Below are 13,973 nucleotides of genomic sequence, written 5' to 3' on the forward strand. Positions count from 1 at the left end.
TCGTCGAGCCGGCCGCGGCCGATCGACGACGCAGGAGGAGAGGGGCTAAACGGTGCCGAAGAGTCGCTGCAAGCGGCGCACGCCCTCGAGGAGCGCGTCGTCGCCGAGGGCGTAGGACAGGCGGAGGTAGCCGCTCGGTCCGAAGGCCTCGCCGGGGACGGTGGCGACCTCGGCCTGCTCGAGGACGAGGTCGGCGAGCTCGAGGGAGGTCGTCGGGGTGGTGCCGTTCCACTCGCGGTTCAGCAGCCCGTTCACGTCGGGGTAGACGTAGAACGCGCCGCCGGGGGTGGGGCACTCGATCCCGTCGATCGCGTTCAGCTCGGCGACGATGGTGCGGCGGCGGCGGTCGAAGGCCAGGCGCATCTCCTCGGCCGGCTCCTGCGGGCCGGTGAGGGCGGCGATCGCGGCGCGCTGCGAGATGTTCGAGACGTTGCTCGAGAGGTGCGACTGCAGGTTCGAGGCGCCCTTGATCGCGTCGGCCGGGCCGACCATCCATCCGACGCGCCAGCCGGTCATCGCGTAGGTCTTCGCGACGCCGTTGACGAGGATCGTCCGGTCGCGCAGGGCCGGCACCGCCTCGACGATCGAGGTCGCGTGCTCAAGCGGGCTCGCGTCGTCCTGGTCGCCGGTGGAGTAGACGAGGTTCTGGTAGATCTCGTCGGCGATGATCCAGAGGCCGTGCTCCTCGGCCCACTCGCCGATCTCGCGGGTCTGCTCGGCCGAGTAGACGGCGCCGGTGGGGTTGGAGGGGGAGACGAACAGGAGCACCTTGGTGCGCTCGGTGCGCGCGGCCTCCAGCTGCTCGACCGTGACCAGGTAGCCCTGGTCGGCGCCCGCGAACACGTCCACCTGAACGCCGCCGGCGAGCTTGATCGCCTCGGGGTAGGTGGTCCAGTACGGGGTCGGCACCAGCACCTCGTCGCCGTCGTCGAGGAGGGTCTGGAAGGCCTGGTAGACGGCCTGCTTGCCGCCGTTGGTGACCACGACCTGCGAGGGGTCGACGGCCCATCCGGAGTCGCGCGCCGTCTTCTCCGCGATGGCCGCGCGGAGGTCGGGGAGGCCCGCCGCGGGGGTGTAGCGGTAGTTCCTCGGGTCGAGCACGGCGGCCGAGGCGGCCTCGACGATGTGCTCGGGAGTGAGGAAGTCGGGCTCGCCGGCGGCGTAGGACACGACCGGGCGGCCCTGGGCCTGGAGGGCCTTCGCCTTGGCGTCGACCTTCAGAGTGGCGGACTCGGCGATGGCGGCGATGCGGGCGGAGATGCGCGTGGTGGAGGACACGACGGCCAGCGTATCCTGCGCGCGCACGGGGCTCCGAGGCCCCCCGCCGCTCGGCTGGACACGCCCTGCGGGTCCACGTACACTCGTCCGAGGTAGTCGATCTCTGCCCTCATCCACAGCGCCCGCGAGGGTCGCGGCGGTGGGGTGGCGGGTCGGTCTCCTCCTCGGATGCTCGCAACGGCATCCATAGGGCGGTGGCTCAATTGGTAGAGCAGCGGTCTCCAAAACCGCAGGTTGCAGGTTCGAGCCCTGTCCGCCCTGCACATCGATGCCCGTCGCACGCGGTCCCCGCGACGCTGCGGTCATCGGTCCAGGGCCGCCCATGACGGGCGGTCGGCCACACCGGAGGTTCCGGTGCGGGAAAGGTGCGTGCAGGTGGCCGGGAAAGCAGTCGACGAGCCGAGCGAGGACGTCGTCGCGATCGCCAATCAGCAGCGAGCCGCGCGGCGCAACCCGTTCGCGCGCATCGCCCTCTTCATCCGGCAGGTCATCGCCGAGCTGAAGAAGGTCGTGACGCCCACCCGCAAGGAGCTGGGCAACTACGTCGTGGTCGTGCTGATCTTCGTCGTCATCATGATGGCGCTGGTGTCCTTCCTCGACTGGGTGTTCGCCCTGGCCGTGACGTACGTGTTCGGCACACCCGCCGCCTGACCCGAGAGCATCCGGGCCGCGCGAGCGGAGGGTGCCGGCGACAGCGGGACGCGCCCCGAGGGGCGCGACCGATCGATCGAGAGAGAGTTGTGACGAGTGTCTGACAGAAACCGCGACGACGTCGACTGGGCGACGGCTGCCGAGCAGTCGTCGGAGGTCGAGGAGGAGCAGGAGGGCGACGTCCAGTCGCAGGCTGAGGACGCCGTCGAGCCCGCCGAGCAGGGTGCGCTGAGCATCATCGACGAGAACGAGTCCGAGGACGACCTCGCCTCCGACCTCGAGGCAGCGCTGGACGCCATCGGCTCCGTCGACGACCCCGAGGCCGACTCCGCGGTCGACGAGGCCGCGCACATCGACACCGTCGAGGAGGCCGAAGCGGCCCTCGAGGCCGTCGAGGACGAGGCCGAGGTCGCCGCCGAGGACGCCGAGGCCGCAGGCGAGGACCTCGCCGACATCGACCCGTACGAGGCCTTCCGGACCGAGCTGCGCGGCAAGCCGGGCAAGTGGTACGTCATCCACTCCTACGCCGGCTTCGAGAAGCGCGTGAAGTCGAACATCGAGAACCGCAAGGTCTCGCTCGAGGCCGAGGACTACATCTTCGAGGTCCAGGTCCCGATGGAGGACGTGGTCGAGATCAAGAACGGCCAGCGCAAGATGGTCACCCGCGTGCGCATCCCCGGCTACGTGCTGGTGCGCATGGACCTCAACGAGGACTCGTGGTCGGTCGTCCGCCACACCCCGGGCGTCACCGGCTTCGTGGGCAACGCCCACAACCCGACCCCGCTGCGCTTCGAGGAGGCCTTCACGATGCTGAAGAGCCTCGTCGAGATCAAGGACGTCGCCCCCTCGAAGACCTCCGGTGCCAAGGGCCAGAAGCAGGCCCAGCGCGTGCTGCCCGCCGAGGTCGACTTCGAGATCGGCGAGACGATCACCATCAAGGAGGGCTCGTTCGCGGGTCTTCCCGGCTCGATCAGCGAGATCAAGCCCGAGAGCGGCAAGCTCACCGTGCTCGTCTCGCTCTTCGAGCGCGAGACCCCGGTCGAGCTGTCGTTCGACCAGGTCACCAAGCTCTGACGCGTCGCCTCCGCGCCGCGTGAACGCCCTCTCCGCACGTCGGAGGGGGCGTTCGCCGTTCCGGGCGGCGCCCCCTCCGGCACCGCCCCACGCGCCCCCGGGCGTCGGCCCCTCCTCAGCCCTGTCGGGGGTGGGTCCGCTCGTGTAAGCTCGTACGGGTTTTCGTGTCGGCGCCCGCCCCTGTGCGCGCCGGACGACCCTCCTCCACCGCGATCCGGCACCGTCGGATGCGCGGGAGAGCGGCCGGGAGCCCCCGACCGCTCGAACCCTGAGAAAAGGAATCAGAATGGCCCCCAAGAAGAAGGTCACCGGCCTGATCAAGCTCCAGATCAAGGCCGGCGCGGCCAACCCCGCGCCCCCGATCGGTCCGGCGCTCGGTCAGCACGGCGTCAACATCATGGAGTTCTGCAAGGCGTACAACGCGCAGACCGAGTCGCAGCGCGGCAACGTCATCCCCGTCGAGATCACCGTCTACGAGGACCGCTCGTTCACCTTCGTGCTGAAGACCCCGCCCGCGGCGGAGCTCATCAAGAAGGCCGCCGGCGTCGCCAAGGGCTCCTCGACCCCGCACACCGTGAAGGTCGCGAAGCTCACCCAGGCGCAGGTCCGCGAGATCGCCGAGGCGAAGCAGGTCGACCTGAACGCCAACGACATCGACGCCGCCGCGAAGATCATCGCCGGCACCGCCCGCTCGATGGGCATCACGGTCGAGTAGCGCGACGCGCTGCTCGACGGCGGGAGCGACGCGCCCACCGGCGCGGACCCACCGCGGAAGCCTCGAGAACCCGACGGCGGCCCCTCAGCGGTGTCGCACGCCCGGTCCGGAAACGCCTCCGCAGGACCTCTCCGCCTCCCGCGAGCAGCAGTCACGGCCGCGATCGCGGCACCACCAGAACTCCATCACCCCCGTGGGAGAGCCCGCCAGGCTCTAGAACCACATTCTCGTTTCAAGGAGAAACAACATGGCACAGAAGTCGAAGGCCTACCGGGCCGCCGCGGCCAAGCTCGAAGAGGGCAAGTTCTACACGGCCGACGAGGCCGTCGCGCTCGCCCGCGAGACCGGTTCCGCCAAGTTCAACAGCACCGTCGAGGTCGCCCTCAAGCTCGGTGTCGACCCCCGCAAGGCCGACCAGATGGTCCGCGGCACGGTCATCCTGCCCCACGGCACGGGCAAGACCGCCCGCGTCATCGTGTTCGCGACCGGTCCGGCCGCCGAGGCCGCGCTGGCCGCCGGTGCCGACGAGGTCGGCGGCGCCGAGCTCATCGAGAAGGTCGCGGGCGGGTACACCTCGTTCGACTCCGCCGTCTCGACCCCGGAGCTCATGGGCCAGGTCGGCCGTCTCGGAAAGGTGCTCGGCCCCCGCGGCCTCATGCCCAACCCGAAGACCGGCACCGTGACCCCGGACGTGGCGAAGGCCGTGACCGAGATCAAGGGTGGAAAGATCGAGTTCCGCGTCGACAAGCACGCCAACGTGCACCTCGTCGTGGGCAAGGCCGCGTTCTCCGAGGAGCAGCTCCAGGAGAACTTCAAGACCGCGCTCGACGAGATCCTCCGCCTCAAGCCGTCCTCCTCGAAGGGCCGCTACATCCAGAAGGCCGCCGTCTCGACGACCTTCGGCCCCGGCATCCCGCTGGACGTCAACGTCCTGGCCTGAGCCGAGCGCGCACTGACGTGAGGAGGGGGTCCGCTTCGGCGGGCCCCCTCCTTCGTCGTCCCGGCATACTGGACCGGTGATCCGCCGCTCCACTCCGCCGCGCCTCCCGTGACCGTCCGCCGCGCGTCGGCCGCCGACGCCGAGGCCCTGGCCGAGCTGGCCGCCGCGACCTTCCCGCTGGCCTGCCCGCCGCACACCACCGCGGAGGCGAAGGCCGAGTTCGTGCGCACCGTGCTCTCGGTCGAGCGCTTCCGCGACCACCTCGCCGATCCGCTCCGCTCGCTCCTGGTCGACGACGACTCCGGCGCGCTGACCGGCTACGCGATGCTCGTGCGCGGGGAGCCCGCCGACGCCGACGTCGTCGCGGCGATCCGGCTGCGTCCGACCGTCGAGCTCAGCAAGTTCTACCTCCTGCCCGGCCGGCACGGCTCCGGAGCGGCGGCCGCGCTGATGGCCGCGACCCTCGAGGAGGCGCTGGATCACGGTGCCGCGGGCGTCTGGCTCGGCGTCAACGAGGAGAATGCGCGTGCTCAGCGGTTCTACTCCAAGCACGGCTTCGCGGTCGTCGGCCGCAAGCGCTTCCTCGTCGGCGACCGCTGGGAGGACGACTTCGTCCTCGAGCGCTCTCTCGCCTGACCCTCCCCGCGAGACGCCACCCGGGTACGCGACGCGCACCGCGTGGCGTATCCGAGTGGCCTCTCGCCGAGGTCAGCCCTCGGAGACGGTGAGGACGATCTTGCCGCGGGTGTGGCCCGTCTCGAGCTGCTCGTGCGCCTCGCAGGCGCGGGCGAGGGGGAAGATGCCGTCGATGAAGACGCGGACGTCGCCCGACTCGAGAAGGCGCGAGACCACGCCGAGGGTCGCCCCGTCGGGAGCGACGCGGTAGGTGGAGGCGCGCACGCCCGCAGCGGCCGCCTCCTCGAAGAACCCGGGCCAGCTCCCGGTGGGCGCGTTCACGATCAGGCCCCCGGGGCGGAGGACCCTCAGCGAGCGCGAGCCCGTGTCGTCGTGCACGTTGCCGACCAGATCGATGACCACGTCGACGCCGGACAGCAGCTCGTCGAAGCGCTCGGCCGTGTGGTCGATCACCTGCGCGGCGCCGAGCTCGCGCAGCCACTGCAGATTGCGGGTCGAGCCGGTCGCGATCACCGAGGCGCCGAAGTAGGCGGCGAACTGCACGGCGAAGTGGCCGACTCCGCCCGACCCGGCGTGGATGAGGATGCGCTGGCCCTCGTGCGCCTTGGCGAGCTCGACGACCATGCCCCAGGCGGTGAGCGCCGCGAGCGGGACGCCGGCCGCCTCCACGTGCGAGAGCGTCGACGGCTTCCGCGCGATGGAGACGCTCGGCACGCTGACGTACTCCGCGTAGGAGCCCGAGTAGCGCGGCACCATGACGAAGCCGTAGACCTCGTCGCCCGGCCGCAGCGGATGCGCCGGGTAGGGGCTCGAGACGACGACGCCCGAGAAGTCGTGGCCGAGGACCGCCGGGTAGGAGGCGATCTGCGAGGCGACCCCCTGGCCCGCGCGCGTCTTCGCGTCGAGCGGGTTCACGCCGGCCGCGACCACCTTCACGGTGAACTCGGCGTTGATGGCGGAGGGGGTCGGCACGGTCGCCAGGTGCAGGGCGGAGGCGTCGCCCGGCGCGTCGATCACCGCCGCCGTCATAGTGTCGGGGAGGACGACCTCCTCCGGGATCTCGCCGATCGCGAGGCCGTGCCCGAGCGCGCTGGTGTGCATCGTCGCCTTTCCTGTCGCTGAGGCGTGCGGGTGGAGCGTGCCGAGGACGTCGCCCCCGATCCCCGCATCCGACGCCTCGACCAGTCAATCGAGGCAATGAGTCGGCGCTGTTACGGGGGTGTCACCCTCGGGAGAAGATTGGCGCGCGGAGCCGCGGGCGCCCGGTCTGGCACGATGAGGGGATGCGACGCCGACGTACCCTGCTGGTCGGCGGTGCCCTCCTTGTCCTGGCCGGGCTCGTGGTCCTCCTGGCCGCCCGGATCAGCATCGGCACCAGCCGCTGGGTCTACGTCAGCGAGATGGGCGCGCCGGACCTGCCGACGGCGGGCGCCTTCGAGGCCGCTCTTCTGCTCGTGGCGGCCGGCGGCGCGCTGATCGCCGCGGGCGCCTGGCCGGTGCGCGCCCGCCTGCTCCCCGCCCTCCGCCCGGCGGGCGCGATCCTCCTGGCGGCCGCCTGCTTCGCGCTCGCCTCGCAGGTGACCTGCACGGCGGGCTGCCCGCTGCCGGTCGGGCCGGCCTTCCGCTGGCAGGACCTCATCCACACCTCGGCCGCCGTGCTCGGCTTCGGGGCCGCCTGCGCCGCGATGCTCCAGCTGGCGACCGTGCGGGGGCGCCCTGCGGTCGCGCGGCTCTCGCTCGCCGCCGGGATCTCGGTGGCGGTCGTCGCCGGGACGGGCGGGATCCTGTCCCTCCTGCGCGTGTGGCTGCGGCTCGGCGGGACGCTCGAGTTCGTGGCGACGGCGATCGCAGTGCTCTGGCTCGCGTTCGTCGGCCTGGTGCTCGCGCTCGAGGACCTCAGCGCTGAGCGAGCCAGCCGCGGACGTGCCCGCGGATCCGGTCCTGCTGAGCGGCGAAGCCCTCGTCCCGCGCCGGCACCCGCTCGCAGTCCGCATCCGGAAGAGCCCTAGCCCACGCCTCCGCGACCTCGACCGGATGCACGGGGTCGCGCTCGGCCGCGATCACCAGGGTGCGCGCGATGACCTCGCCCAGCTCTCCGGAGTCGCGGTAGGCGGCGTTCCGCGGGATCTGGGCGAGCCGGACGGCGCGCTCGGCCGCCCGCGGGGAGCGGAACTGCAGCGTCAGCGCCTCCGCCGACGCGGGGGACACCTCGGCGGCGCGCGCGAACAGGCCCGAGGCGCGGAACATCCGCTCGCCGCGCTTCGCTCCGTGGTCGTGCAGCAGCTGCGCGATGACGGGGAACACGGTGAGGTTCTCGGGCAGCGGCTCGGCGGTGAAGGCGGGGCGCACGAAGACGGCGCGGTCGATCGGCAGCACGCGTCGGACGGCGAGGCGCAGGGCGATCGCCGCGCCCATCGAGATGCCGAGCACCGTGAGCGGCTTGTGCGCGGCTCCGGCGCGCACGACCTCCTCCGTCACCTCGTCGGCGAGCGCCTCGAGGGCGAAGTCGCCGGGCGCGCCGAGCAGCTCGGAGGCGCCGTGGGCGCGGACGTCCGGAGCGATGACCTCGCTGCCGGCGGGGAGGGCGGAGCGCAGCAGCCCCAGCGGCTGGGAGCGGTCGCCGCCCAGGCCGTGCAGGAGGAGGACCGTCACCGGGCGCGCGTCCGCTCGTGCAGCTCGGCCATCAGCATCCCCGCCAGGCGGACGAGGATGTGGATCTCGTCCTCGTCGCGGTCGACCCAGCGGGAGTTCGGCTCGCCCTCGATCGGCACGAAGTCGCGGTGCTGCTCCCAGACGACGAGCGTGCGCTCGGCGCCGAGGACGTACTGCTGCCAGAAGACCTGCCGCAGGTAGTGGCGCGGGATGCTCCGCCACGGCTTCGTCGTGGTCTTGATCTCGCAGAGCTCGAGCCGGCCGTCCTCGCGGAGGCCGATGCCGTCGGGCGTGGCGAGGTGGCGCCGCTCCTGGCTCGCGTGGAAGAGGGTGCTGCTGGGCTCGATCGCGTGCTCGCTCCGTACCCAGGCGGCGATCTCGGGCTCGCGGGCGCGGCCGTGGTCGGTGAAGGCGTTGCCGCCGAAGCCGGTGCCGTAGAGCTTGTCGAGCGCTGCCTTGCCGATCGCGGCGGGGGAGGAGAGGCGGGCGACGTCGGTCGCCGTGATGCCGCGCGAGCGGGCGCGGAGCCAGGCGACGCGGTCCGAGGAGTCGGCGACGACCCTCCGGAGGTGCGGGGGCTCGGCGTCCGTGAAGACGGGCTGCGTCTCCCAGGGGAAGGAGAGCTGCAGGTCGGGCACCGATTCATTCTCTGCCCCCTGCGGCGCCCGGTCGAATCGGCACGCCGACCCGCGGCGTCTCACCGGGGCGGGACGGCTCGCGCCGGCGGCTCAGGCGTCGAGGAAGGCGTCGACGTGCGCGGGGGAGAGGAGGTGGCGCCGGACCATCAGGGCGGCACCGCGGACGCCTCCGCCCTGGGCCGCGGCCTGCACGATGTCGAGCGCGCGGGTCGCCAGGGGGAGGGAGCGGCGGTAGACGACCTCGCGGACCCCGGCGAGGACCTCGTGGCTGGCCTGGGCGATGCTGCCGCCGACGACGATGACGGACGGGTTCAGGAGGTTCACGCAGGTGGCGAGCACCTCGCCGATGTCGCGGCCCGCGGCGCGCGTGAGCTCGACGGTGGTGGGGTCCCCGCCGGTCAGCAGGGTGACGACGTCGGAGGTGCTGGCGGCGTCGATCCCGGACTCGGTCAGCCGGCGGGCGATCGCCGAGCCGCTCGCGATCGCCTCGAGGTCGGCCTCGCCGCGGTCGCCGGGGACCTGCACGTGGCCCAGGTCGCCCGCCGCTCCGAGGGCTCCGCGCTGCAGGGCGCCGCCGCTGACGATCCCGGCTCCGATGCCGGTGGAGACCTTCACGTAGAGGAGGTCGTCGACGTCGGCGTAGTGGTCGGCGTGCTCGCCGAGCGCCAGCAGGTTCACGTCGTTGTCGACGAGGACGGGCACGGGGAGGCGGCGGCCGACGAACTCCGGGATGTCGAAGCGGTCCCAGCCGGGCATGATCGGCGGCTTCACCGGGCGGCCCGTCGCGTGCTCGACGGGTCCGGGGACGCCGACGCCGACTCCCGCGAGCGGGCCGGCCGCCGGAGTCCGGCCGAGCAGGGCCGCGGCGACGTCGAGGGCGTGGCCGAGGACGGCGAGGGGGCCGTCGGCGATGGCGATGCTCTCGCGGCGGCGGGCGAGGACCGTGCCGTCGAGGTCGGTCAGGGCGACGACGGCGTGCGCGGCGCCCAGGTCGACGGCGAGGAGGCTGCGCGCCCGGGGGTCGAAGGCCACGCGGGCGGCGGGACGGCCGCCGGAGGAGGGGGCGTCGTCCTGCCGGGCGACCAGGCCGGAGGCGGTGAGGACGTCGAGCTGGGCGGAGACGGCCGCACGCGGCAGGCCCGTCTCGGCGACCACGTCGGCCCGCGTCCGGGGCGCCCCGTCGGCCAGCAGGAGCAGCAGCTCGCCGACCGCGCTGACGGTGATGCGGCGGCGCGGGGACATGGCCAGAGTCAACCACAGCGCCCGTGCTTCTGTGCGGCGGGCGCCCGACTTGGCGGGCGTGCAGGGCGAGTTTTGCTTGTCCGTGAGCAAAAGTCCGCGTAGGGTTCGAGGCACACCTTCCGATGCGATCAGGAGCCCCACCGGTGGCCACACCCCCAGACCTCTCTGTCCAGCTGTACTCGGTGCGCGAGCCGCTCGCGGCCGATCTGCCCGCCACCCTCGACCGCCTCGCGGCGATCGGCTTCACCACGGTCGAGCTCTTCGGGTTCGTCGACCTGGCCGACGCCTACCGCGCGGCGCTCCCGGCCAGCGGACTGCGCGCTCCCAGCGCCCACGCGCGCCTCCTCGGCCCGCAGGGCGGCGCCACCGTCGACGAGATCCTCGACACGGCCGTCTCGCTCGGCGTCGAGACCGTGATCGACCCCTTCGTCGATCCGACCCGCTGGACCACCGCGGACGACGTCGCCCGCATCGCCGACGAGCTGAACGCGCTGGTCGACTCCGCCGCCGCGCGCGGCCTGGTGCTCGGCTACCACAACCACGCCTTCGAGTTCGAGAACCGCGTCGACGGCCGCAGCGCCTTCGAGCACCTCGCGGGCCTGCTCGACCCGCGCATGGTCCTCGAGCTCGACACCTACTGGGCGGCCGTCGGCGGCGACGACCCGGTCGAGGTGCTCGGACGCCTCGGCGACCAGGTGCGCTTCCTGCACGTGAAGGACGGTCCGATCTCGGCCGACACCCAGGAGCAGCTGCCCGCGGGCGAGGGCGCGATGGACGTCCCGGCGATCCTCGCCGCCGCTCCGCAGGCCCTGCCCGTGCTGGAGTTCGACGCCTACGCCGGCGACATCTTCGAGGGCCTGGAGTCGGCCCACCGCTACGTCTCGGGGCTCGGCGCATGAGCGGCACCGGCCGCGTGGGCGTCGGCGTCATCGGCGCCGGCAACATCAGCACCCAGTACCTGACCAACCTCACCGTCTTCCCCGACCTCGAGGTGCTCTTCGTCGCCGACATCGACCTCGAGCGGGCGAGGACCCAGGCCGAGGCCTTCGGCGTCCCCGCCTCCGGCACCGTCGAGGAGCTCCTCGCGCACGAGGGCATCGAGATCGTCGTCAACCTCACGATCCCGGCCGCGCACGTCGAGGTCGCGCGCCGCGCGGTCGAGGCGGGCAAGCACGTGTGGACCGAGAAGCCCTTCTCGCTCGACCGCGACAGCGGGATCGAGCTGCTCGCGCTGGCGAAGGAGAAGGGGCTGCGCGTCGCGACCGCTCCCGACACCTTCCTGGGCGCGGGCCTCCAGACGGCGCAGCGCGTGATCGAGAGCGGAGCCATCGGCACGCCGCTCTCGGCCCTCACCCTCTTCCAGGGCCCCGGCCCCGAGTCGTGGCACCCGAACCCGGAGTTCTTCTTCGCCGAGGGCGGTGGACCGCTGCTGGACATGGGCCCGTACTACATCACCACGCTCGTGCAGAACCTCGGCCCCGTCGAGAGCGTCACCGCCGTCTCGTCCCAGGCCCGCGCCACCCGCGTGGTGGGCTCCGGCCCGAAGGAGGGCACCGAGTTCCCGGTGACCATCCCGACGCACATCGGCGGGCTGCTCCGCTTCGAGTCCGGGGCCTCGGCCCAGGGCGTGTGGAGCTTCGAGTCGAGCCTGCCGCGCACCGGCTTCGTCGAGATCAACGGCTCCGAGGGCACCCTCGTCCTCCCCGACCCGAACCAGCACGACGGAGAGATCACCCTGCACCGCCGCGGGTCCGCCGAGCCGGAGGTCATCGCGGCGACCGGCTCGACCGCCTCCCGCGGCACCGGCGTGCTCGAGCTCGCCCGTGCGATCCGGGCCGACCGCCCCGAGGCCGCCTCCGGAGACCTCGCGTACCACGTCACCGACGTGATGCTCTCGCTCCTCGAGGCCGCCGAGACCGGCGAGAAGGTCCTCGTCACGAGCTCCGTGACGCCCCGCCCCGCACTGCCCGAGAGCTGGGACCCGACCGAAGCGACCCTCTCCTGATGCCCGCGCCCCTGCGCGTCGGCGTGCTCGGCGGCGGCTTCATGGCGGCCGTGCACAGCCGCGCGGCCCGCAGCGCCGGAGCGGTGCTCGCCGGAGTCGCCTCCTCCACCCCGGAGAAGGGCGAGCGGGCGGCGGCCGAGCTCGGCGTCGAGCGCGCCTACCCGGACGCCCGGGCCCTGATCGAGGACGAGAGCATCGACCTCGTGCACGTCTGCACCCCGAACGCCACGCACGCCGCACTCGCGCTCGCGGCGATCGAGGCGGGCAAGCACGTGGTGTGCGAGAAGCCGCTCGCCGCGACGCTGCGGGAGGCGGAGTCGCTCGCTGCGGCCGCGTCCTCCGCCGGCGTGGTGGCGACCGTCCCGTTCGCCTACCGCTTCCACCCGATGGTGCGCGAGGCCCGTGCCCGCGTCGCCTCCGGCGAGACCGGCCGCCTGGTCACCGTCCGCGGGAGCTACCTCCAGGACTGGCTGCTGGGCGCCTCCGACGACAACTGGCGCGTCGACCCGGCCGCCGGCGGCCGCTCGCGCGCCTTCGGCGACATCGGCTCGCACCTGGTCGATCTGCTGGAGTTCGTCACCGGCGACCGGATCGACTCGCTCGCCGCGATCACGAGCACCGTCCACGCCGAGCGCGGCGGCCGCCCCGTGAGCACCGAGGACGTGGCCGGCCTGATCGTCCGGCTCGAGGGCGGCGCCGTCGGCACGCTCCTCGTCTCGCAGGTCACCGCGGGCCACCGCAACGAGCTGGTGCTCGAGGTCTCCGGGCTGGAGGAGTCGCTGCGCTTCGAGCAGGAGCTGCCCGAGACTCTGTGGGTCGGTCGGCGCGACAGCGCCCTGCTGGTGCCGCGCGACGCCTCGATCCTCGCGCCCGATGCGGCCCGGCTCTCGATCGTGCCGAGCGGTCATCCGATGGGCTACCAGGACGCCTTCACAGCGTTCGCCCGCGACACCTACGCCGCCGTGGCGGGCGCCGACGTGGAGGGTCTGCCGACCTTCGCCGACGGCCTCCGCGCGGCGCGCATCACCGAGGCCGTGCTCGACGCGGCCGAGACAGGCGCCTGGGTGACCGTGCCCGCCGCCGACGACCGGACGGAGATCGCCGCATGAGCGACGAGAAGACCTACCCCGCCACCCACCCCGTGACGCTGTTCACCGGGCAGTGGGCCGATCTGCCCTTCGAGGAGGTCGCCCGACTCGCCGCCGAGTGGGGCTACGACGGCCTCGAGATCGCGGCCTCGGGCGACCACCTCGACCTCAAGCGCGCGGACGAGGACGACGCCTACGCCGCTTCGCGCCTGGAGATCCTCGACCGCTACGGCCTCGAGGTCTTCGCCATCTCGAACCACCTCACCGGCCAGGCCGTCTGCGACGACCCGATCGACTTCCGCCACAAGGCACTCGTGCGCGACTACACCTGGGGCGACGGCGACGCGGAGGGGGTGCGGCAGCGCGCCGCCGAGGACATGAAGCGCTCGGCGCGGGTCGCCCGCAAGCTCGGCGTGGACGTGGTCGTCGGCTTCACCGGCTCGAAGATCTGGCCCTACGTGGCGCAGTTCCCGCCGGTGCCGGCCTCCGTCATCGACGAGGGCTACGAGGACTTCGCGACCCGCTGGAACCCGATCCTCGACGAGTTCGACGCGAACGGCGTGGTCTACGCGCACGAGGTGCACCCGTCCGAGATCGCCTACGACTACTGGTCGAGCGTGCGCACCCTCGAGGCGATCGGGCACCGCCCGGCCTTCGGCTTCAACTGGGACCCGTCGCACATGATGTGGCAGGACATCGACCCGGTCGGCTTCATCGTCGACTTCAAGGACCGGATCTACCACGTCGACTGCAAGGACACCCGCCTGCGCCCGAAGAACGGCCGCGCCGGCGTGCTCGGCTCGCACCTGCCCTGGGGCGACCCGCGCCGCGGCTGGGACTTCGTCTCGACGGGGCACGGCGACGTCCCGTGGGAGGACGCGTTCCGGGCGCTGGAGTCGATCGGCTACTCCGGCCCGATCTCCATCGAGTGGGAGGACGCCGGGATGGACCGCCTCCACGGCGCGAAGGAGGCCGTCGGCTTCATCCGCTCGCTGCTCTGGAGGACCCCGACCGCGTCGTTCGACGCCGCGTTCTCGAACCAGTAGCCGCGCGG

Annotated in this window: 15 protein-coding genes and 1 tRNA gene; 11 read left to right on the forward strand and 5 right to left on the reverse strand. The window is 72.7% G+C overall.

Annotated elements, in window-relative coordinates:
- Positions 1 to 45: 45 nt before the first annotated feature.
- Entirely contained in the window at positions 46 to 1,278 is a 1,233-nt protein-coding gene (locus tag GSU40_RS04035; RefSeq protein ID WP_160033778.1) for a pyridoxal phosphate-dependent aminotransferase, read from the reverse strand.
- Positions 1,279 to 1,466: 188 nt separating this feature from the next.
- On the opposite strand from GSU40_RS04035, the gene GSU40_RS04040 reads away from it, so the two are divergent.
- From GSU40_RS04040 to GSU40_RS04065, 6 genes are all read left to right on the forward strand, one after another.
- Positions 1,467 to 1,539: transfer RNA gene (locus tag GSU40_RS04040), tRNA-Trp, on the forward strand.
- 114 nt (positions 1,540 to 1,653) lie between these two features.
- Positions 1,654 to 1,929 carry a preprotein translocase subunit SecE gene (gene secE, locus GSU40_RS04045; RefSeq protein ID WP_068208793.1) on the forward strand — a complete coding sequence of 92 codons (276 nt, stop codon included), beginning with the start codon at positions 1,654 to 1,656 and terminating at the stop codon, positions 1,927 to 1,929.
- A 96-nt stretch (positions 1,930 to 2,025) separates the two neighbouring features.
- A complete protein-coding gene (gene nusG / locus GSU40_RS04050; protein WP_104234235.1) occupies positions 2,026 to 3,003 on the forward strand; it encodes a transcription termination/antitermination protein NusG in 978 nt (325 codons plus the stop codon).
- Positions 3,004 to 3,289: 286 nt separating this feature from the next.
- Positions 3,290 to 3,718 carry a 50S ribosomal protein L11 gene (rplK, locus tag GSU40_RS04055; protein ID WP_104223632.1) on the forward strand — a complete coding sequence of 143 codons (429 nt, stop codon included), beginning with the start codon at positions 3,290 to 3,292 and terminating at the stop codon, positions 3,716 to 3,718.
- A gap of 247 nt (positions 3,719 to 3,965) precedes the next feature.
- Entirely contained in the window at positions 3,966 to 4,658 is a 693-nt protein-coding gene (gene rplA, locus GSU40_RS04060) for a 50S ribosomal protein L1 (RefSeq protein WP_104257179.1), read from the forward strand.
- 108 nt (positions 4,659 to 4,766) lie between these two features.
- Positions 4,767 to 5,294, forward strand: coding sequence for a GNAT family N-acetyltransferase (locus GSU40_RS04065; protein WP_104249802.1), 528 nt, complete (start codon positions 4,767 to 4,769; stop codon positions 5,292 to 5,294).
- A gap of 72 nt (positions 5,295 to 5,366) precedes the next feature.
- On the opposite strand, the gene GSU40_RS04070 is transcribed toward GSU40_RS04065, so the two are convergent.
- Positions 5,367 to 6,323 (reverse strand): NADP-dependent oxidoreductase, encoded by a 957-nt coding sequence (locus GSU40_RS04070; RefSeq protein WP_160036113.1) that lies wholly within the window; start codon positions 6,321 to 6,323, stop codon positions 5,367 to 5,369.
- A 254-nt stretch (positions 6,324 to 6,577) separates the two neighbouring features.
- Between GSU40_RS04070 and GSU40_RS04075 the strand changes: the two genes are divergently transcribed.
- The gene (locus GSU40_RS04075) at positions 6,578 to 7,303 is read left to right on the forward strand and encodes a DUF998 domain-containing protein (protein ID WP_104282412.1); all 726 of its coding nucleotides are present in this window, start codon (positions 6,578 to 6,580) and stop codon (positions 7,301 to 7,303) included.
- Here GSU40_RS04075 and GSU40_RS04080 read toward each other — a convergent pair.
- From GSU40_RS04080 to GSU40_RS04090, 3 genes are all read right to left on the reverse strand, one after another.
- On the reverse strand, positions 7,191 to 7,946 hold the full coding sequence (locus GSU40_RS04080; protein WP_160033780.1) for an alpha/beta fold hydrolase: 756 nt from the start codon (positions 7,944 to 7,946) through the stop codon (positions 7,191 to 7,193). The two genes, GSU40_RS04075 and GSU40_RS04080, sit on opposite strands and share 113 nt — an antisense overlap.
- Positions 7,943 to 8,575, reverse strand: a complete 633-nt coding sequence (locus GSU40_RS04085) for a YqaJ viral recombinase family protein (protein ID WP_104223661.1) — start codon at positions 8,573 to 8,575, stop codon at positions 7,943 to 7,945. The genes GSU40_RS04080 and GSU40_RS04085 overlap by 4 nt, the downstream gene beginning before the upstream one ends.
- Before the next feature lie 99 nt (positions 8,576 to 8,674).
- Positions 8,675 to 9,826 (reverse strand): ROK family transcriptional regulator, encoded by a 1,152-nt coding sequence (locus tag GSU40_RS04090; protein WP_104223637.1) that lies wholly within the window; start codon positions 9,824 to 9,826, stop codon positions 8,675 to 8,677.
- A 143-nt stretch (positions 9,827 to 9,969) separates the two neighbouring features.
- Here GSU40_RS04090 and GSU40_RS04095 point away from each other — a divergent pair, with 143 nt between their 5' ends.
- Genes GSU40_RS04095 through GSU40_RS04110 form a run of 4 tightly spaced genes read left to right on the forward strand, consistent with a single transcriptional unit; the run spans position 9,970 to position 13,965 of the window.
- Positions 9,970 to 10,725 carry a sugar phosphate isomerase/epimerase gene (locus GSU40_RS04095; RefSeq protein ID WP_244229588.1) on the forward strand — a complete coding sequence of 252 codons (756 nt, stop codon included), beginning with the start codon at positions 9,970 to 9,972 and terminating at the stop codon, positions 10,723 to 10,725.
- On the forward strand, positions 10,722 to 11,831 hold the full coding sequence (locus GSU40_RS04100) for a Gfo/Idh/MocA family oxidoreductase (RefSeq protein ID WP_104234231.1): 1,110 nt from the start codon (positions 10,722 to 10,724) through the stop codon (positions 11,829 to 11,831). The genes GSU40_RS04095 and GSU40_RS04100 overlap by 4 nt, the downstream gene beginning before the upstream one ends.
- Complete coding sequence (locus tag GSU40_RS04105) at positions 11,831 to 12,940, forward strand: Gfo/Idh/MocA family oxidoreductase (protein WP_104223640.1); 1,110 nt, start codon at positions 11,831 to 11,833, stop codon at positions 12,938 to 12,940. Before GSU40_RS04100 ends, GSU40_RS04105 begins: the two co-directional genes overlap by 1 nt.
- Entirely contained in the window at positions 12,937 to 13,965 is a 1,029-nt protein-coding gene (locus tag GSU40_RS04110) for a sugar phosphate isomerase/epimerase family protein (protein WP_167299019.1), read from the forward strand. The genes GSU40_RS04105 and GSU40_RS04110 overlap by 4 nt, the downstream gene beginning before the upstream one ends.
- The last annotated feature ends 8 nt before the right edge of the window (positions 13,966 to 13,973 follow it).

Source organism: Rathayibacter sp. VKM Ac-2805, from assembly GCF_009834265.1.
Classification (GTDB): Bacteria; Actinomycetota; Actinomycetes; order Actinomycetales; family Microbacteriaceae; genus Rathayibacter.

Bases quoted from the DNA above. Each gene is read 5' to 3' on its own strand.
- rplA (WP_104257179.1), top strand. From the start codon at position 3,966: ATGGCACAGAAGTCGAAGGCCTACCGGGCCGCCGCGGCCAAGCTCGAA.
- GSU40_RS04110 (WP_167299019.1), top strand. From the start codon at position 12,937: ATGAGCGACGAGAAGACCTACCCCGCCACCCACCCCGTGACGCTGTTC.
- rplK (WP_104223632.1), top strand. From the start codon at position 3,290: ATGGCCCCCAAGAAGAAGGTCACCGGCCTGATCAAGCTCCAGATCAAG.
- GSU40_RS04100 (WP_104234231.1), top strand. From the start codon at position 10,722: ATGAGCGGCACCGGCCGCGTGGGCGTCGGCGTCATCGGCGCCGGCAAC.
- GSU40_RS04070 (WP_160036113.1), bottom strand. From the start codon at position 6,323: ATGACGGCGGCGGTGATCGACGCGCCGGGCGACGCCTCCGCCCTGCAC.
- GSU40_RS04105 (WP_104223640.1), top strand. From the start codon at position 11,831: ATGCCCGCGCCCCTGCGCGTCGGCGTGCTCGGCGGCGGCTTCATGGCG.
- GSU40_RS04090 (WP_104223637.1), bottom strand. From the start codon at position 9,826: ATGTCCCCGCGCCGCCGCATCACCGTCAGCGCGGTCGGCGAGCTGCTG.
- GSU40_RS04075 (WP_104282412.1), top strand. From the start codon at position 6,578: ATGCGACGCCGACGTACCCTGCTGGTCGGCGGTGCCCTCCTTGTCCTG.